The following is an 18011-nucleotide window of genomic DNA, read 5'->3' as shown; positions in this document are numbered from 1 at the left end:
TTTTAATATAAAAAACTAAAGTAAGAATTTTTATTTTAAATTAAATAAGATTAAGTTAATTTCACAAAATATTTCTTGCCTGTTCTAGACAATACAAAAATATTCAGAAATTAATCTATGGAGACTCTCTAAACAGAGAGAACAACTCTGTTTAGAGAGCCGTGTTGGATGGTTTATTTTGAGAAGCGAATACTGAGTATGAGAAGCAAGAGCGATGCGATGGCATCATAATATGGCGTGTACGACGGATATGCGCCATCAAAGAACGACCTTTTATCGGATTAAACCATAAAAGTCTCAATACTTTCGTATAGACGTATCTGTGTATATATGTACGAAGTAGCATAGAAAAATTCCCTCTTTCTATCTAAACTAACCTTAGTTAGGTATATTCTCTGCTTGTGTAAATATCATGTCAATAATATTTTTCAAAAAATGTGATCATTATCAAAAAATAAATTTAATTTTTATATAAAAATAAAACCACAAAAAGTATGGAGATAAATTATTCTTGATTGCCTTTTAATTTTTGTTGTTCTGTGCCTGCATATTTAGCACGTTTCAAATCACGTGATAAATCTAACAAATAATTAATTTCGCATTCTGAATGATGAACAAAACTCAATAGGTGTCTATTTTTAAGATTAAAAGCCATAGAGATCTCCTTATCGGATGCCATCAATAATGGCTACCTTACTGTGAATGAAGTTATTTTTACTGGATTGGATACCCTATTTTTGTCCCAAACGTGAAGTTTTGCAACCAAATTCAATCCCTTATTTTGTGATGCATATCACACTTCATTTCATAACTTTATATTTCACTTTCTTTATATATAAAAGAGCTTTAAAATCTTGCCGATTCTTACACAACAGGAGCTCATATGATCAACAGAAGATATTTCATCCAGCTTGGCGCAAGCAGCATTTTAGCGTTAAGTGCGAGCCGTTTTGCTTTTGCGAAAAGCGACACACAAGTTGATTTACGCATTGTGGCAACAACAGATGTTCATAGTTTCTTGACCGATTTTGACTATTATAAAGATGCACCAACAGATAAATTCGGTTTTACTCGTGCGGCAAGCCTTATTCGTCAAGCACGTGCTGAAGTGAAAAATAGTGTATTAGTAGATAACGGTGACCTAATTCAAGGTAATCCAATTGCAGACTATCAAGCTGCACAAGGCTATAAAGAGGGTAAATCTAACCCTGCGGTCGATTGTTTAAATGCGATGAATTATGAAGTGGGTACATTAGGTAACCACGAATTTAACTATGGTCTCAATTATCTTGCAGATGCCATCAAACAAGCTAAATTCCCAATTGTGAATGCGAACGTAGTAAAAGCGGGGACAGAAGAACCTTATTTCACACCTTATGTCATTCAAGAAAAATCTGTGGTGGATAATAATGGCAAAACACATAAATTAAAAATTGGTTACATCGGCTTTGTGCCACCGCAAATTATGGTTTGGGATAAAGCGAACCTTCAAGGTAAAGTAGAAACCCATGATATTGTAAAAACAGCGCAAAAATATGTACCTGAAATGAAGAAAAAAGGGGCTGATATTATCGTTGCATTAGCTCACACAGGCCCATCTGATGAACCTTATCAAGAAGGTGCTGAAAACTCAGCATTCTATCTAGCTGATGTACCACATATTGACGCCGTTATTTTTGGTCACTCACACCGTTTATTCCCAAATAAAGAATTTGCGAAATCACCAAATGCAGACATCGTAAATGGTACCGTAAAAGGCGTACCAGAAAGTATGGCTGGTTACTGGGCAAATAATATCAGCGTGGTGGATTTAGGCTTAACAGAACACAAAGGCAAATGGATTGTTACCTCTGGAAAAGCGGTACTTCGTCCAATCTATGATGCTAAAAATAAAAAAGTGCTTGCAGAAAATGACCCAGAAATTACCGCACTTTTAAAACCAGTTCACGAAGCTACACGTAAGTTTGTTTCTCAACCTATTGGTAAAGCCACAGACAATATGTACAGCTATCTTGCATTAGTGCAAGATGATCCAACCATCCAAATAGTGAACCAAGCACAAAAAGCGTATGTAGAAAAAGTTGCACCAAGTGTTGCAGCAATGGCTGGCTTACCTATTTTAAGTGCAGGAGCACCATTTAAAGCTGGTGGTCGTAAAAATGACCCAACAGGTTATACCGAAGTAAATAAAGGTGAATTAACTTTCCGTAATGCGGCGGATTTATACCTTTACCCGAACACGCTTGTGGTAGTGAAAGCGACAGGCGAACAATTAAAAGAATGGTTAGAATGTAGTGCTGGTATGTTTAAACAAATTGACCCTACAAGTGATAAACCACAATCATTAATCGACTGGGAAGGTTTCCGTACTTACAACTTTGATGTGATTGATGGTGTCAATTATGAATATGATCTAACTAAACCTGCACGTTATGATGGTGAATGTAAATTGATCAACCCAGAATCGCATCGTGTAGTGAATCTCACTTATCAAGGCAAACCGGTTGATCCAAAAGCAGAATTCTTGATTGCAACGAATAACTATCGTGCTTACGGTAATAAATTCCCAGGCACTGGCGATCAACATATTGTTTACGCATCACCAGATGAAAACCGTCAAATTTTAGCTGATTACATTAAAGTAACCAGTGAAAAAGAAGGTTCTGTAAACCCTCGCGCGGATAAAAACTGGCGCTTTACGCCAATCAAAGGCAACGATAAATTAGATGTTCGTTTTGAAACCTCACCAAGCGAACAAGCAGCTCAATTCATCAAAGAAAAAGCACAGTATCCAATGAAACAAGTGGGTACAGATGAAGTTGGATTTGCTGTATATCAAATTGATTTGTCTAAATAATAATTAGGAAAATAAAATGTCGCCTGAATATCAAAATTTAGGCGGCATTTTTTCTTCCCAAAGTGCGGTTAAATTTTTAAAGATTTTTGCTCAATTCACAATCTATCTTTATTTTACAAATTAATCCCAACCCCCAGCAAAGCTGCCGCTAACTTTGATAAAGAGACTATTTCTATCGAAGCCTAACAACCTATTATAGGTTCAATAAAGATGTAAATAGCTATCTGAACTACCATATAAAAAGTAATAATTATAAAACTAATGCACAATACCATTCTATTTTTAGAAATTTGGCTATAGAGGCAAACAACACATTTCTGGCATTTTTCGGAGAGATTATTTTATACTGTAGAAACTTCTTCTATTTTGTTTCCATCACTATTTTATTTATTCTTCAAGAAGAAGATAGTTTGTAGTAACTACAGTATCAAGTCATTAACTCTCATTAGAAAAAGCTCAGCATCAATAAAATTTTTATTGTGGATAACTTTATAAAAACCTGTCATAAAACTGTTTTTACTCATTTGGTAACTTTGAGAAAAAATAAAGTTGTTAATAACTTTCCATTTTACACACAAGATTTTTAAAGAAAATGATCGTATTTTCACAAGATCTTTAGATCCTATAACACCAGTTTCCGTAAGGATCTAATAAGGTTACTCACAATTACAAAGGATCTTAATAGTAACAATAATAAGATCTTTATATATAAAAAGAGATCTTATTTACTAATACAAACCTGATGTTTCAAAGGATCAATAGATCCATTCTTTTTTTGTCAGGTGTTTTAAATTTCTGTAGAATAACGCCAATTTTTTGATCCGAATAAATAGAGATAGATATGTTTTACACTGAAACTTATGATGTGATTGTGATCGGTGGTGGCCATGCGGGTACAGAAGCTGCGCTTGCACCAGCTCGAATGGGATTAAAAACCCTTTTATTAACACATAATGTAGATACTTTAGGGCAAATGTCTTGTAATCCTGCAATTGGTGGGATCGGTAAAGGTCATTTAGTAAAAGAAGTAGATGCTATGGGTGGTTTGATGGCGCATGCTGCAGATAAAGCAGGAATTCAATTTCGTACTTTAAATAGTAGTAAAGGTCCAGCAGTACGTGCTACTCGAGCTCAAGCTGACAGAGTTTTATATCGTCAAGCTGTTCGTACAGCATTAGAAAATCAACCTAATTTAGATATTTTCCAACAAGAAGCGACAGATATTCTAATTGAGCAAGATCGAGTTACAGGCGTTAGCACAAAAATGGGATTAATTTTTCGTGCTAAATCAGTGGTATTAACTGCAGGTACTTTCTTAGCCGGTAAAATTCATATTGGTTTGGAAAATTATGAAGGTGGTCGTGCTGGAGATCCTGCTTCTGTAAATCTTTCATATCGATTAAGAGATCTCGGATTACGTGTAGATCGCCTTAAAACAGGTACACCACCACGTATTGATGCACGCACGATCAATTTTGATATTTTAGCTAAACAGCATGGTGATGCTGTATTACCTGTATTTTCTTTTATGGGATCGGTATCTGATCACCCGCAACAAATTCCTTGTTATATTACTCACACCAATGAACAAACTCATGAAGTAATCCGTAATAATTTGGATCGTAGTCCAATGTATACTGGTGTAATTGAAGGGATCGGTCCACGTTATTGCCCATCTATTGAAGATAAAGTGATGCGTTTTGCGGATCGTAATTCACATCAAATCTATTTGGAACCAGAAGGATTAACCAGTAACGAAGTGTATCCAAATGGGATTTCTACCAGTTTGCCGTTTGACGTACAAATGGGCATTGTGAATTCCATGAAAGGTTTGGAAAAAGCTCGCATCATTAAACCGGGTTATGCCATTGAATATGATTATTTTGATCCACGTGATTTAAAACCAACGTTAGAAACAAAAGCTATTTCTGGTTTATTCTTCGCAGGCCAAATTAACGGTACAACCGGTTATGAAGAAGCAGCGGCACAAGGCTTATTGGCGGGGATTAACGCAGGTCTTTATGTACAAGAGAAAGAGGCATGGTATCCACGTCGTGATCAATCTTATACTGGAGTATTGGTGGATGATCTTTGCACGCTTGGTACCAAAGAACCATATCGTGTATTCACTTCTCGTGCTGAATACCGTTTGTTATTACGTGAAGACAATGCGGATATTCGTTTAACGCCAATTGCCCATGAATTAGGTTTAATTGATGAGGCTCGTTGGGTGCGCTTTAATCAAAAAATGGAAAATATTGAATTGGAACGCCAACGCTTACGCAGTATTTGGTTGCATCCGCGTTCTGAATATTTAGAAGAAGCCAATAAAGTGCTTGGCAGTCCACTTGTGCGTGAAGCCAGCGGTGAAGATTTATTACGCCGTCCAGAAATGACCTACGATATTTTGACTTCCTTAACTCCATATAAACCAGCAATGGAAGATAGAGAAGCCGTAGAACAAGTGGAAATTGCTATTAAGTATCAAGGCTATATTGAGCATCAACAAGAAGAAATTGAAAAACAAAAACGCCACGAAAATACGGCTATTCCAGCTAACTTTGATTATAGTAAAGTGTCTGGTTTATCTAATGAAGTACGTGCGAAGTTGGAACAACATCGCCCGGTTTCCATTGGTCAAGCGAGCCGAATTTCAGGTATAACGCCTGCTGCTATTTCAATTATTCTGGTTAATTTGAAAAAACAAGGCATGCTAAAACGTGGGGAATAAAGTTTTTTATTAAAAAACAAAAGTGCGGTAAATTTTAATCTAGTTTTAAGCCTAGAGTATATTGTTTAATTATTGACAATAAAGCGTAAAACTATTAAAATTCGCCGTCTATTTCTATATGGAAGTAGATTTTTTGAACAACATTCTATTATTGAATAACATTCTATTATTGAATAACATTTAAACTGGAGCTTTTTTAATGGCAACTATCAACCAGCTAGTACGCAAACCGCGTGTGAAAAAGGTTGTAAAAAGCAACGTTCCTGCATTAGAGGCTTGCCCGCAGAAACGTGGTGTATGTACTCGTGTATATACTACAACTCCTAAAAAACCAAACTCAGCGTTACGTAAAGTATGTCGTATCCGCTTAACTAACGGTTTTGAAGTAACTTCTTATATTGGTGGTGAAGGTCACAACCTTCAAGAGCATAGTGTTGTATTAATCCGTGGTGGTCGTGTTAAAGACTTACCAGGTGTGCGTTACCACACAGTACGCGGTGCATTAGACTGCGCAGGCGTTAAAGATCGTAAACAAGGTCGTTCTAAATACGGCGTTAAACGTCCTAAAGCTTAATGGTTCTCCGTTAAGTAAGGCCAAACGTCTAAATTAGCAAAAAAATTTAAACCATAAACTCCAGTCAAAAAGCACTTTGTGCTGCAAATTTTCTCAAAGAGAAATATTGCTGATGGGTTTTGGATATCCTGAAGATTAAAATACGGAGAAATTCGCAATGCCACGTCGTCGTAGTGTTGAAGCACGCAAGATTCTTCCAGATCCGAAGTTCGGTTCAGAATTACTTGCAAAATTTATTAATGTAATCATGGTAGACGGTAAAAAATCCGTTGCTGAATCAATCGTTTATGGTGCTTTAGAAACTTTAGCACAACGCACAGGTAAAGAGCCTTTAGAAGCGTTTGAAGTTGCACTTGAAAACGTACGTCCAACTGTTGAGGTTAAATCTCGTCGTGTTGGTGGTTCTACTTACCAAGTACCAGTTGAAGTGCGTCCAGTACGTCGTAACGCATTAGGTATGCGTTGGATCGTTGAAGCAGCACGTAAACGTGGTGACAAATCAATGGCTTTACGCCTTGCAAACGAATTATCTGATGCTTCAGATAATAAAGGTGCAGCAGTTAAAAAACGTGAAGACGTTCACCGCATGGCTGAAGCTAACAAAGCATTTGCTCACTACCGTTGGTAATAAGTTTTTGAATTTAAAGGGCTTCATCATTGATGAAGCCTTACCCTTATATAAACTGATATTAAATAAACAAGGTTATAATAATGGCTCGTACAACCCCTATTGAAAGATATCGTAATATCGGTATCAGTGCGCACATTGATGCGGGTAAAACCACTACTACTGAGCGTATCTTATTCTATACTGGTGTTAGCCACAAAATCGGTGAAGTGCACGATGGTGCAGCAACGATGGACTGGATGGAACAAGAACAAGAGCGTGGTATCACCATTACCTCTGCGGCAACAACTGCATTCTGGTCTGGTATGTCACAACAATTCCCACAACATCGTATCAATGTTATCGATACTCCGGGACACGTGGACTTTACTGTTGAAGTAGAACGTTCTATGCGTGTTCTTGATGGCGCAGTAATGGTTTACTGTGCGGTTGGTGGTGTTCAACCACAATCTGAAACCGTATGGCGTCAAGCTAACAAGTATGAAGTTCCACGTATTGCGTTCGTAAATAAAATGGACCGTACTGGTGCGAACTTCTTACGTGTTGTTGAACAATTAAAAACCCGCTTAGGTGCTAATGCGGTTCCACTTCAACTTCCAATTGGTGCAGAAGAAAACTTCACTGGTGTAGTTGATTTGATCAAAATGAAAGCGATCAACTGGAATGAAGCAGACCAAGGTATGACTTTCACTTATGAAGAAGTGCCTGCAAATATGCAAGCAGACTGTGAAGAATGGCGTCAAAATCTTGTTGAAGCGGCAGCTGAAGCATCAGAAGAATTAATGGAAAAATACTTAGGTGGCGAAGACTTAACTGAAGAAGAAATTAAGTCAGCATTACGTCAGCGCGTATTAGCAAATGAAATTATTTTAGTAACTTGTGGTTCTGCGTTCAAAAACAAAGGTGTTCAAGCAATGCTCGATGCAGTTGTTGAATACTTACCAGCACCAACTGATATCCCTGCAATTAAAGGTATCAATCCAGATGAAACTGAAGGTGAGCGTCACGCAAGTGATGAAGAACCATTCTCTTCATTAGCATTTAAAATTGCAACTGACCCATTTGTAGGTAACTTAACATTCTTCCGTGTATACTCTGGTGTTATTAATTCTGGAGATACAGTATTGAATTCTGTACGTCAAAAACGTGAACGTTTTGGTCGTATCGTACAGATGCACGCTAATAAACGTGAAGAAATTAAAGAAGTTCGTGCAGGTGATATCGCGGCAGCTATCGGATTAAAAGATGTAACTACTGGTGATACATTATGTGCAATTGATTCGCCAATTATCCTTGAGCGTATGGAATTCCCAGAGCCAGTAATTTCTGTTGCGGTAGAACCAAAAACTAAAGCTGACCAAGAAAAAATGGGCTTAGCATTAGGTCGTTTAGCACAAGAAGACCCTTCATTCCGTGTTCACACTGATGAAGAATCTGGCGAAACCATTATTTCTGGTATGGGTGAATTACACTTAGATATCATCGTTGACCGTATGAAACGTGAATTTAAAGTGGAAGCTAACATCGGTAAACCACAAGTATCTTACCGTGAAACTATCCGCACTCGTGTTAATGATGTGGAAGGTAAACACGCAAAACAATCTGGTGGTCGCGGTCAATATGGTCACGTTGTTATCGACTTATATCCATTAGATCCAGAAGGTCCAGGTTATGAATTCGTAAATGAAATCAAAGGTGGTGTAATTCCTGGTGAATACATTCCTGCGGTTGATAAAGGTATTCAAGAACAGCTTAAATCTGGTCCATTAGCGGGTTACCCAGTGGTTGATCTTGGTGTGCGTTTACACTTTGGTTCATACCATGATGTGGATTCATCTGAGTTAGCATTTAAACTTGCTGCGTCTTTAGCATTTAAAGCAGCATTCTCAAAAGCAAACCCAGTATTACTTGAGCCAATCATGAAAGTTGAAGTAGAAACTCCACCTGAGTATGTTGGTGATGTAATTGGTGATTTAAGCCGTCGTCGTGCTATGGTAAATGGTCAAGAAGCGAACGAGTTTGTTGTTAAGATCGATGCTGAAGTTCCACTTTCAGAAATGTTCGGTTATGCAACAGACTTACGTTCACAAACTCAAGGTCGTGCATCTTACTCAATGGAACCGTTAAAATATGCTGAAGCTCCAACAAGTGTTGCGGCTGCAGTAATTGAAGCGCGTAAAAAATAATTTTTGTAAACCAGCGGTGTAAAATATGATTGTTTTATACCGCACTTCTTAGGAAACATTAGAAATGTCTAAAGAAAAATTTGAACGTACAAAACCGCACGTAAACGTGGGTACAATCGGCCACGTTGACCACGGTAAAACAACTTTAACAGCAGCAATTACAACCGTATTGGCAAAACATTACGGTGGTGCAGCGCGTGCATTTGACCAAATCGATAACGCGCCAGAAGAAAAAGCGCGTGGTATTACCATCAATACTTCACACGTTGAATACGATACACCGACTCGTCACTACGCACACGTAGACTGTCCGGGACACGCCGACTATGTTAAAAACATGATTACCGGTGCGGCGCAAATGGATGGTGCTATTTTAGTAGTAGCAGCAACAGATGGTCCTATGCCACAAACTCGTGAACACATCTTGTTAGGTCGCCAAGTAGGTGTACCATATATCATCGTATTCTTAAACAAATGCGATATGGTAGATGACGAAGAGTTATTAGAATTAGTAGAAATGGAAGTTCGTGAACTTCTATCTCAATATGACTTCCCAGGTGACGATACTCCAATCGTACGTGGTTCAGCATTACAAGCATTAAACGGCGTAGCAGAATGGGAAGAAAAAATCCTAGAATTAGCGGGTCACTTAGATACTTATATTCCAGAACCAGAACGTGCGATTGACCAACCGTTCCTTCTTCCAATCGAAGATGTGTTCTCAATCTCAGGTCGTGGTACCGTAGTAACAGGTCGTGTAGAACGTGGTATCATCCGTACAGGTGATGAAGTAGAAATCGTCGGTATCAAAGATACAGCGAAAACTACTGTAACGGGTGTTGAAATGTTCCGTAAATTACTTGACGAAGGTCGTGCAGGTGAAAACATCGGTGCATTATTACGTGGTACCAAACGTGAAGAAATCGAACGTGGTCAAGTATTAGCGAAACCAGGTTCAATCACACCACACACTGACTTCGAATCAGAAGTGTACGTATTATCAAAAGATGAAGGTGGTCGTCATACTCCATTCTTCAAAGGTTACCGTCCACAATTCTATTTCCGTACAACAGACGTAACTGGTACTATTGAATTACCAGAAGGCGTGGAAATGGTAATGCCAGGCGATAACATCAAGATGACAGTAAGCTTAATCCACCCAATTGCGATGGACCAAGGTTTACGTTTCGCAATCCGTGAAGGTGGCCGTACAGTAGGTGCGGGTGTTGTAGCGAAAATCATCAAGTAATTGATGGATTCCTGAATGTCTTAAAGATAAAAGACAGAAAAAACAAAAAGAAAAGTGCGGAGAAAATTCTCCGCATTTTTTATTTTATATATGTAAATATTTATTAAATTATTTGATTTTGGATTAGAACTAAATGCTCACTGGTCATCTAAATATCCTGTTGCAGTTTGGTTTGTGTTACCCCTAGGAATGGTATTGCCGGTGGTATCTTTACCTCATCACTGACAACAGGCACAGGCATTGGCACAATGCTTTGGGATCTAAGTGGCGGTATGGTTGATCAACGTTTTTTGGTGATTTTATGTATGGCGGCATTTTTAGCTGGCTGCACACAATCGCCAGTTACAGCCAGTGTTGTTGTAATGGAAATGACAGGCGCACAACCCGTTCTCATTTGGCTCTTGATTTCCAGCATTATTGCATCCATAATCTCGCACCAATTTAGCCCAAAACCATTTTACCACTTTGCTGCAGGCTGTTTTCGCCAGCAAATGCAAGCTCGCCAAGCCGAAGAATTACGCAGCAAAACCGAACAAGAGAAATAAAAATGCTTCAAAATCTACCGCACTTTTACCGCTGCCGTTTTTCTGTTGCACCAATGTTAGATTGGACAACACGCCATTGTCGTTATTTTCATCGCCAATTTTCAAAGCATGCGTTACTTTACACTGAAATGGTCACCGCACCTGCGATTATTCATGCCAAATACGATCTCTTGGATTTTGATTTACAAGAAAATCCCGTTGCGTTACAGCTGGGAGGAAGCGATCCTGAACAACTCAAATATTGTGCAAAACTTGCTGAGGAACGAGGATATCACGAAATTAATCTTAATGTAGGATGCCCTTCTGATCGCGTACAAAATGGAATGTTTGGTGCTTGCTTAATGGCGAAAGCAGATTTGGTGGCAGACTGTGTAGAACAAATGCAAAGTGCGGTCAAAATTCCAGTCACTGTGAAAACGCGTATTGGCATTGATGAATTAGACAGCTATGAATTTTTATGTGATTTTATTGAAAAGGTTCAAGGAAAAGGTTGCCAAGAGTTTATTATCCACGCACGAAAAGCTTGGCTTTCGGGGTTAAGTCCCAAAGAAAATCGAGAAATTCCGCCATTAGATTATGCTCGGGTTTATCAACTAAAGCGTGATTTTCCACATCTAACTATCGTAATTAATGGTGGTATAAAAACCATTGAAGAAATGAAACAACATTTGCAATATGTGGACGGCGTGATGGTTGGGCGAGAGGTCTATCAAAATCCAAGTTTACTTGGGCAAATTGACCAAGCCTTATTTGATCCTAACGCACCAATTGTTACCGCTCATGAAGCGGTAGAGTCAATGCTTCCTTATATTGAACAACAACTTAGCCAAGGAATACACCTTAATCATATCGTCCGTCATATATTAGGCGCATTCCAAAATTGCAAAGGTGCTCGTCAATGGCGACGATATTTAAGTGAAAATGCGTTTAAACAAGGTGCGGGAGTTGAAGTAGTTGAAACCGCCTTAAGCTTTGTAGAAAGCTAATCCTAAAAACAAAACAAGCCGTAAAAGTGCGGCTTATTTTTCAGCTGTTTTTCTTACGCAATACGCATTTGAAAAATCACCAATTCAGCTTGACAACAGAAAGTGAAATTTGCCTTTAATAAATAGCCATCATCCACTTTTGTAATTTCAGATTGAATTTCACAAGATTCACTTTCTACATCACGCGCTTTCTGGGTAAAAAATGCGAGCGCTTCTTGCGCTTGTTCTTCACCGTCATAAATATATTCAATAACCTGACTACAATCACGATTATCGAAAAGTGATTTCATATCAAATGTGTTACAACCTACACATTCAATCGGTTTTTCAGTTTGAATTGCCATAATATTATCCCTTTTATTCAGATTATTTTGCAGCAACAAAACCTACTGCTTCATACACTTTCGCCAAGGTTTCTTGGGCTTTTGCACGCGCTTTTTCCGCACCTTGTCGTAAGATATTATCTAATAAAGCTTCATCATTACGATATTGATGGAAACGTTCTTGTAAACCAGCAAGTAAAGTTGAGACTTCATCCGCTACTGCAGTTTTTAAATGTCCGTACATTTTACCTTCAAATTCTTTTTCAAGCTCAGCAATTGGCTTATCCGTAACCGCAGAAAGAATATCTAAAAGATTAGATACCCCCGCTTTATTTTGCACATCATAACGAACAACTGGCGGCTCATCTGAATCTGTTACGGAACGTTTAATTTTCTTCGCCACAGATTTTGGATCTTCCAAAAGTGTCACCACGTTGTTGCGATTATCATCTGATTTTGACATTTTCTTTTCAGGATCTTGCAATGACATAATACGTGCACCTGCCTTTCCAATGAAAATTTCAGGAATGGTGAAAATATTGCCATAGAGCGCATTAAAGCGATTTGCAATATCACGCGTAATTTCTAAGTGTTGTTTTTGGTCATCGCCAACAGGCACGCTTTTTGCTTGATAAAGTAAAATATCCGCCGCCATTAACACAGGGTAATCAAACAAACCCACGTTAATATTTTCTGCATAACGCGCTGATTTATCTTTGAATTGCGTCATTCGGCTCATTTCACCGAAATAGGTGTAGCAGTTTAACACCCAGCTTAATTGCGTGTGTTCTGGAACGTGAGATTGAACAAAAATAGTACTTTTATTTGGATCAATTCCGCACGCTAAATAGAGTGCAAGCACATCGAGCGTTGCTTTGCGAAGGGCAACAGGATCTTGACGCACAGTGATCGCATGTAAATCAACTACGCAGAAAATACATTCATAATCCTCTTGCATTTTCACCCAGTTGCGCAACGCGCCCAAATAATTTCCGATAGTTAATTCACCAGAAGGCTGCACGCCACTAAAAACAATTGGTTTTGCCATAATCAATCCTTAATACCTTAAAACTGTTCGCTCATCATATCAGAAACTCTAGGCTTTTTTAATGTTCGAGTTCAAAAGCTAGGTTAAAAATGCTATATTTAACGGAAACGTTTTCCTAATATTTTCTAATGAAAAACTACCACGATATTGTTCTTGCCCTTGCTGGAGTGTGCCAATCAGCAAAATTGGTTCATCAACTTGCAACAGAAAGTCGAGCAGATTCAGATACATTTTTAACCGCACTTAATAGCCTTTTCATTACCCAACCACAACAAATCGAAGATGTTTTTGGTGGAGAAGTTCGTCATTTAAAATTAGGTCTGGAAACCTTAATTCATCAGCTCAACGCGCAAGGCGATCAAAATTTAACTCGCTATTGGCTAAGCCTTTTAGCATTAGAAGGAAAATTATCGAAAAATCCCGATGCCAAACAAACATTGGGCAATCGAATTTCTCGCCTAAAAGAACAAGAAATTCATTACGCTCGAGATAGTGAAACAATGCTATCTATTATGGCAAATATTTACAGCGACGTTATTAGTCCATTGGGCAAAAAAATTCACATCCTAGGCTCGCCTGATTATTTGCGACAAGAACTCGTACAAAATAAAATTCGTGCAGTGTTACTTGCAGGCATTCGCTCTGCTGTGCTATGGAAACAAATGGGCGGAACAAAATGGCAAATTTTATTTTTCCGCAGAAAATTACTTGCCACCGCAAAACAGATTTATTCTTCTATTTATTAATACAATTCTGGAGCAAACATTTATGCAACTCTCTACACTGACCGCACTTTCCCCTCTTGATGGCCGTTATCAAGATAAAGTAACGCCATTACGCACTATTTTTAGCGAATTCGGGTTAATGAAATTCCGTGTAGCTGTGGAAGTTCGTTGGTTACAAAAATTAGCTTCAACGGCAGAAATTACCGAGGTACCGCCATTTTCTACGCAAGCAAATGCTTTTTTAGATGGAATTGTGGCTAATTTTAATGAAACAGATGCTGCGCATATTAAAGAAATTGAACGCACAACTAATCACGATGTGAAAGCCGTTGAATATTTTCTGAAAGAGAAAATTCAAAATGAAGTGGAACTAGTAAACGTTTCCGAATTTATTCACTTCGCTTGCACCTCAGAAGATATTAACAACCTCTCTCACGCATTAATGTTAAGTACCGCTCGTGACGAAGTGATTTTACCAGAATGGCAAAAACTGATTGATGAAATCACTCGTCTTGCAGAAGAATATAAAACGATTCCATTACTTTCTCGCACACATGGACAGCCAGCTTCACCAAGCACAGTGGGCAAAGAAATAGCGAATGTCGTTTATCGCCTAAAACGTCAATTTAAACAACTTCAGAACGCAGAAATCTTAGGTAAAATCAATGGTGCGGTAGGTAACTACAATGCGCATTTATCAGCATATCCTAATATTGATTGGCATAAATTCAGCGAAGAATTTGTCACTTCATTAGGTATTCAATGGAATCCTTATACCACTCAAATTGAGCCGCACGATTATATCGCTGAATTTTTTGATGCTGTAGTACGCTTTAATACCATTATCATTGATTTTGATCGTGATTTATGGGGATACATTGCATTAAATCACTTTAAACAACGAACTATTGCAGGCGAAATTGGTTCTTCTACCATGCCACATAAAGTCAATCCAATTGATTTTGAAAATTCAGAAGGCAATCTAGGCTTAGCCAATGCAGTAATGACCCACTTAGGTCAAAAATTACCAATTTCACGCTGGCAGCGTGACTTAACGGATTCAACCGTATTACGTAATTTAGGCGTAGGATTAGGTTATTGTTTGATCGCTTATGCTTCAACTCTCAAAGGCATTAGTAAACTTGAAGTAAATCAACCGCACTTATTAGAAGAACTCAATCAAAACTGGGAAGTTTTAGCTGAACCAATTCAAACCGTAATGCGCCGCTATGGAATAGAAAAACCTTACGAAAAATTAAAAGAATTAACGCGAGGTAAACGAGTGACAGAACAAGCTATGCGTGAATTCATTGATAAGTTGGCTATTCCACAAGAAGAAAAATTACGTTTACAAAAATTAACACCCGCTACTTATATTGGGGCTGCAGTGGAATTAGTAGAGAAGCTATCATAGGAATTTGGCTCTTTTTCCAACAATATTCTTTACAAGAACATAGCTTTTCTCTATAATCCTGCGCCTGTGTTAGTCAATCTAACAAATTTCTGGTTGGTGCTTGACCTATTCAAGCCCCATCCAAGACCGTAGGGGAGTAATCTTAATTATCCTACGTAGATGGTGAACAGAATAAGAATTTTTCTTGCTTCTGGGCGCCGAAGTCATCCTAGTCTTAGGATTAGGTAAATTAATTCCGAGTAATCGGAGTGTATTCAGGAGCTAAAAGCCAATGGCATTAAATCTTCAAGACAAACAAGCAATTGTTGCTGAAGTAAATGAAGCAGCCAAAGGTGCACTTTCAGCAGTAATCGCGGATTCTCGCGGTGTAACTGTTGAGAAAATGACTGAATTACGTAAATCAGCACGTGAAGCTGGCGTTACAATGCGTGTAGTTCGTAATACTTTATTACGTCGCGCAGTTGAAGGCACAGATTACGAATGCTTAAAAGATACGTTTGTAGGTCCAACACTTATCGCGTTCTCTAACGAACACCCGGGCGCAGCTGCTCGTTTGTTCAAAGAGTTTGCTAAAGCAAACGATAAGTTTGAAATTAAAGGTGCAGCCTTTGAAGGTAAAATCCAAGATGTTGAATTCTTGGCAACATTACCAACTTACGAAGAAGCGATTGCACGTTTAATGGGCACAATGAAAGAAGCTGCAGCAGGCAAACTTGCTCGCACCTTCGCGGCATTACGCGACAAATTACAAGAAGCAGCTTAATCATTAAGCGTTTCTTACTTCATCTAACTTTATTTATTTTAGGAATTGATTGTTATGTCATTAACTAACGAACAAATCATTGAAGCGATTGCTTCAAAAACTGTAACTGAAATCGTTGAATTAATCGCAGCGATGGAAGAAAAATTCGGTGTTTCAGCAGCGGCAGCAGTAGCAGCAGCTCCAGCAGCAGGCGGTGCAGCGGCAGCAGAAGAAAAAACTGAATTCGACGTTGTACTTAAATCTGCAGGTGCTAACAAAGTAGCAGTAATTAAAGCAGTACGTGGTGCAACTGGCTTAGGCTTAAAAGAAGCTAAAGATTTAGTTGAATCTGCTCCAGCTAACTTAAAAGAAGGTGTTTCTAAAGAAGAAGCTGAAGCACTTAAGAAAGAATTAGAAGAAGCGGGTGCAGAAGTAGAAGTTAAATAATTTCTATTTTAACCACTTTAAAATTCAAAAAACTGATGGGAAACCGTCGGTTTTTTTCTTATCTAAAAGTCTGTTATAGCTTTTACTTAAAAACTTACCATTCGCTATCTTTCTACGATAGAATATTACCCATTATTGATGAATAAAGAGAAAATCTATGACAAAAAAAGCATTAAGTGCGGTAATTTTAGCAGCTGGAAAAGGAACTCGCATGTATTCCGATTTACCTAAAGTGCTACATACAATCGCTGGTAAACCAATGGTAAAACACGTGATTGATACCGCCCATCAATTAGGCTCAGAAAATATTCATTTAATCTATGGTCACGGTGGGGACTTAATGCGTTCCTATCTTACAAATGAACAAGTAAACTGGGTATTACAAACAGAACAACTTGGCACTGCACATGCAGTTCAACAAGCGGCACCTTTCTTTAAAGATAACGAAAATATTGTTGTGCTTTACGGCGATGCACCGTTAATAACGAAAGAAACATTAGAAAAATTAATTAAAGCGAAACCAGAAAATGGCATTGCATTGCTTACCGTAAATTTAGATAACCCAACAGGCTATGGACGAATTATCCGTGAAAATGGGAACGTTGTAGCAATTGTAGAACAAAAAGATGCAAATGCAGATCAACTAAATATTAAAGAAGTAAATACTGGCGTTATGGTATCCGATGGTGCAGGTTTCAAAAAATGGCTCGCTCGTGTAGGCAATAATAATGCTCAAGGCGAATATTACTTAACGGATCTTATTGCTCTCGCAAACCAAGATAATTGCCAAGTTATTGCTGTACAAGCAACAGATGTCATGGAAGTTGAAGGTGCAAATAATCGCTTACAATTAGCCGCACTTGAACGTTATTTCCAAAATAAACAAGCCTCCAAACTATTACTTGAAGGCGTAATGATCTACGATCCCGCTCGCTTTGACCTACGTGGAACATTAGAGTGTGGAAAAGATGTGGAAATTGACGTTAATGTTATTATCAAAGGTAGTGTTAAACTCGGCGATCGAGTAAAAATTGGCGCAGGTTGCGTATTGAAAAATGTTGTTATTGGCAATGATGTAGAAATAAAACCCTATTCAGTGCTAGAGGATTCTGTAGTGGGAGAAAAAGCTGCAATTGGTCCATTTTCTCGTTTACGCCCAGGTGCAGAACTCGCAGCTGAAACGCATGTCGGTAACTTTGTAGAAATTAAAAAATCTACCGTTGGTAAAGGTTCTAAAGTAAATCACCTAACCTATGTTGGCGATTCTGAAATCGGCTCAAATTGTAATATTGGAGCGGGTGTTATAACCTGCAACTACGATGGTGCAAATAAATTTAAAACGATCATCGGTGATGATGTATTTGTGGGATCTGATACACAATTAGTCGCGCCAGTGAAAGTCGCAAGTGGTGCAACTATTGGTGCAGGCACAACAATTACACGTGATGTAGGCGAAAATGAATTAGTGATTACAAGAGTTGCTCAACGACATATTCAAGGTTGGCAGCGACCAATAAAGAAAAAATAAAATAAAAAATCCTACGTTTTATCGTAGG

16 protein-coding genes and 1 pseudogene are annotated in these 18011 nt (G+C 38.3%); 13 read left to right on the top strand and 4 right to left on the bottom strand.

All coding sequences use genetic code 11. From position 1 onward, the window contains the following. Positions 1–151: 151 nt before the first annotated feature. Together speFL and ACPT8O_RS01820 are read right to left on the bottom strand one after the other, a co-directional pair. Positions 152–346, bottom strand: coding sequence for a leader peptide SpeFL (gene speFL / locus ACPT8O_RS01825; RefSeq protein WP_197532058.1), 195 nt, complete (start codon positions 344–346; stop codon positions 152–154). A gap of 171 nt (positions 347–517) precedes the next feature. Further along, a pseudogene (locus tag ACPT8O_RS01820) lies at positions 518–655 on the bottom strand (ornithine carbamoyltransferase); the annotation flags it as partial. Between the two features lie 228 nt (positions 656–883). On the opposite strand from ACPT8O_RS01820, the gene cpdB reads away from it, so the two are divergent. The 8 genes from cpdB (at position 884) to dusA (ending at position 11756) form a co-directional block, all read left to right on the top strand. Continuing rightward, on the top strand, positions 884–2857 hold the full coding sequence (gene cpdB / locus ACPT8O_RS01815; protein ID WP_021034548.1) for a 2',3'-cyclic-nucleotide 2'-phosphodiesterase: 1974 nt from the start codon (positions 884–886) through the stop codon (positions 2855–2857). Between the two features lie 841 nt (positions 2858–3698). Then, positions 3699–5588, top strand: coding sequence for a tRNA uridine-5-carboxymethylaminomethyl(34) synthesis enzyme MnmG (gene mnmG, locus ACPT8O_RS01810; protein ID WP_021034549.1), 1890 nt, complete (start codon positions 3699–3701; stop codon positions 5586–5588). Between the two features lie 199 nt (positions 5589–5787). Next, on the top strand, positions 5788–6162 hold the full coding sequence (gene rpsL, locus ACPT8O_RS01805; RefSeq protein ID WP_005543325.1) for a 30S ribosomal protein S12: 375 nt from the start codon (positions 5788–5790) through the stop codon (positions 6160–6162). 157 nt (positions 6163–6319) lie between these two features. After that, positions 6320–6790: a 30S ribosomal protein S7 gene (rpsG, locus tag ACPT8O_RS01800; protein ID WP_005626581.1), complete on the top strand. Its 471-nt coding sequence runs from the start codon at positions 6320–6322 to the stop codon at positions 6788–6790. A gap of 83 nt (positions 6791–6873) precedes the next feature. Continuing rightward, entirely contained in the window at positions 6874–8976 is a 2103-nt protein-coding gene (gene fusA / locus ACPT8O_RS01795) for an elongation factor G (RefSeq protein WP_021034550.1), read from the top strand. A 64-nt stretch (positions 8977–9040) separates the two neighbouring features. Continuing rightward, on the top strand, positions 9041–10225 hold the full coding sequence (gene tuf, locus ACPT8O_RS01790) for an elongation factor Tu (protein WP_005654658.1): 1185 nt from the start codon (positions 9041–9043) through the stop codon (positions 10223–10225). Between the two features lie 152 nt (positions 10226–10377). Continuing rightward, positions 10378–10770, top strand: coding sequence for a chloride channel protein (locus tag ACPT8O_RS01785; RefSeq protein WP_257842410.1), 393 nt, complete (start codon positions 10378–10380; stop codon positions 10768–10770). Positions 10771–10772: 2 nt separating this feature from the next. Further along, entirely contained in the window at positions 10773–11756 is a 984-nt protein-coding gene (dusA, locus tag ACPT8O_RS01780; protein WP_041175260.1) for a tRNA dihydrouridine(20/20a) synthase DusA, read from the top strand. A 53-nt stretch (positions 11757–11809) separates the two neighbouring features. On the opposite strand, the gene ACPT8O_RS01775 is transcribed toward dusA, so the two are convergent. Next, entirely contained in the window at positions 11810–12100 is a 291-nt protein-coding gene (locus ACPT8O_RS01775; protein ID WP_021034554.1) for a YfcZ/YiiS family protein, read from the bottom strand. A gap of 22 nt (positions 12101–12122) precedes the next feature. Beyond that, positions 12123–13127, bottom strand: a complete 1005-nt coding sequence (trpS, locus tag ACPT8O_RS01770) for a tryptophan--tRNA ligase (RefSeq protein ID WP_021034555.1) — start codon at positions 13125–13127, stop codon at positions 12123–12125. 128 nt (positions 13128–13255) lie between these two features. Between trpS and hflD the strand changes: the two genes are divergently transcribed. From hflD to glmU, 5 genes are all read left to right on the top strand, one after another. Beyond that, positions 13256–13873: a high frequency lysogenization protein HflD gene (hflD, locus tag ACPT8O_RS01765; RefSeq protein WP_021034556.1), complete on the top strand. Its 618-nt coding sequence runs from the start codon at positions 13256–13258 to the stop codon at positions 13871–13873. 22 nt (positions 13874–13895) lie between these two features. Continuing rightward, complete coding sequence (gene purB / locus ACPT8O_RS01760; protein WP_021034557.1) at positions 13896–15266, top strand: adenylosuccinate lyase; 1371 nt, start codon at positions 13896–13898, stop codon at positions 15264–15266. A 271-nt stretch (positions 15267–15537) separates the two neighbouring features. Beyond that, complete coding sequence (rplJ, locus tag ACPT8O_RS01755; RefSeq protein ID WP_005626605.1) at positions 15538–16029, top strand: 50S ribosomal protein L10; 492 nt, start codon at positions 15538–15540, stop codon at positions 16027–16029. Between the two features lie 54 nt (positions 16030–16083). Beyond that, entirely contained in the window at positions 16084–16455 is a 372-nt protein-coding gene (gene rplL / locus ACPT8O_RS01750; protein ID WP_005650892.1) for a 50S ribosomal protein L7/L12, read from the top strand. Between the two features lie 157 nt (positions 16456–16612). Then, positions 16613–17983, top strand: coding sequence for a bifunctional UDP-N-acetylglucosamine diphosphorylase/glucosamine-1-phosphate N-acetyltransferase GlmU (gene glmU / locus ACPT8O_RS01745; RefSeq protein ID WP_021034558.1), 1371 nt, complete (start codon positions 16613–16615; stop codon positions 17981–17983). Positions 17984–18011 lie beyond the last annotated feature (28 nt).

This window comes from Haemophilus sp. HN_Hi08 (assembly GCF_049824455.1).
GTDB classification, from domain to species: Bacteria; Pseudomonadota; Gammaproteobacteria; order Enterobacterales; family Pasteurellaceae; genus Haemophilus; species Haemophilus influenzae_D.
The sequence above is the reverse complement of the archived record's forward strand: the minus strand, read 5'-3'. Positions and strand labels throughout refer to the sequence as shown.

What these genes read in the sequence shown, in the direction of transcription:
- speFL (WP_197532058.1), bottom strand. Translation starts at nt 346, where the DNA reads ATGCTACTTCGTACATATATACACAGATACGTCTATACGAAAGTATTG.
- cpdB (WP_021034548.1), top strand. Translation starts at nt 884, where the DNA reads ATGATCAACAGAAGATATTTCATCCAGCTTGGCGCAAGCAGCATTTTA.
- mnmG (WP_021034549.1), top strand. Translation starts at nt 3,699, where the DNA reads ATGTTTTACACTGAAACTTATGATGTGATTGTGATCGGTGGTGGCCAT.
- rpsL (WP_005543325.1), top strand. Translation starts at nt 5,788, where the DNA reads ATGGCAACTATCAACCAGCTAGTACGCAAACCGCGTGTGAAAAAGGTT.
- rpsG (WP_005626581.1), top strand. Translation starts at nt 6,320, where the DNA reads ATGCCACGTCGTCGTAGTGTTGAAGCACGCAAGATTCTTCCAGATCCG.
- fusA (WP_021034550.1), top strand. Translation starts at nt 6,874, where the DNA reads ATGGCTCGTACAACCCCTATTGAAAGATATCGTAATATCGGTATCAGT.
- tuf (WP_005654658.1), top strand. Translation starts at nt 9,041, where the DNA reads ATGTCTAAAGAAAAATTTGAACGTACAAAACCGCACGTAAACGTGGGT.
- dusA (WP_041175260.1), top strand. Translation starts at nt 10,773, where the DNA reads ATGCTTCAAAATCTACCGCACTTTTACCGCTGCCGTTTTTCTGTTGCA.
- ACPT8O_RS01775 (WP_021034554.1), bottom strand. Translation starts at nt 12,100, where the DNA reads ATGGCAATTCAAACTGAAAAACCGATTGAATGTGTAGGTTGTAACACA.
- trpS (WP_021034555.1), bottom strand. Translation starts at nt 13,127, where the DNA reads ATGGCAAAACCAATTGTTTTTAGTGGCGTGCAGCCTTCTGGTGAATTA.
- hflD (WP_021034556.1), top strand. Translation starts at nt 13,256, where the DNA reads ATGAAAAACTACCACGATATTGTTCTTGCCCTTGCTGGAGTGTGCCAA.
- purB (WP_021034557.1), top strand. Translation starts at nt 13,896, where the DNA reads ATGCAACTCTCTACACTGACCGCACTTTCCCCTCTTGATGGCCGTTAT.
- rplJ (WP_005626605.1), top strand. Translation starts at nt 15,538, where the DNA reads ATGGCATTAAATCTTCAAGACAAACAAGCAATTGTTGCTGAAGTAAAT.
- rplL (WP_005650892.1), top strand. Translation starts at nt 16,084, where the DNA reads ATGTCATTAACTAACGAACAAATCATTGAAGCGATTGCTTCAAAAACT.
- glmU (WP_021034558.1), top strand. Translation starts at nt 16,613, where the DNA reads ATGACAAAAAAAGCATTAAGTGCGGTAATTTTAGCAGCTGGAAAAGGA.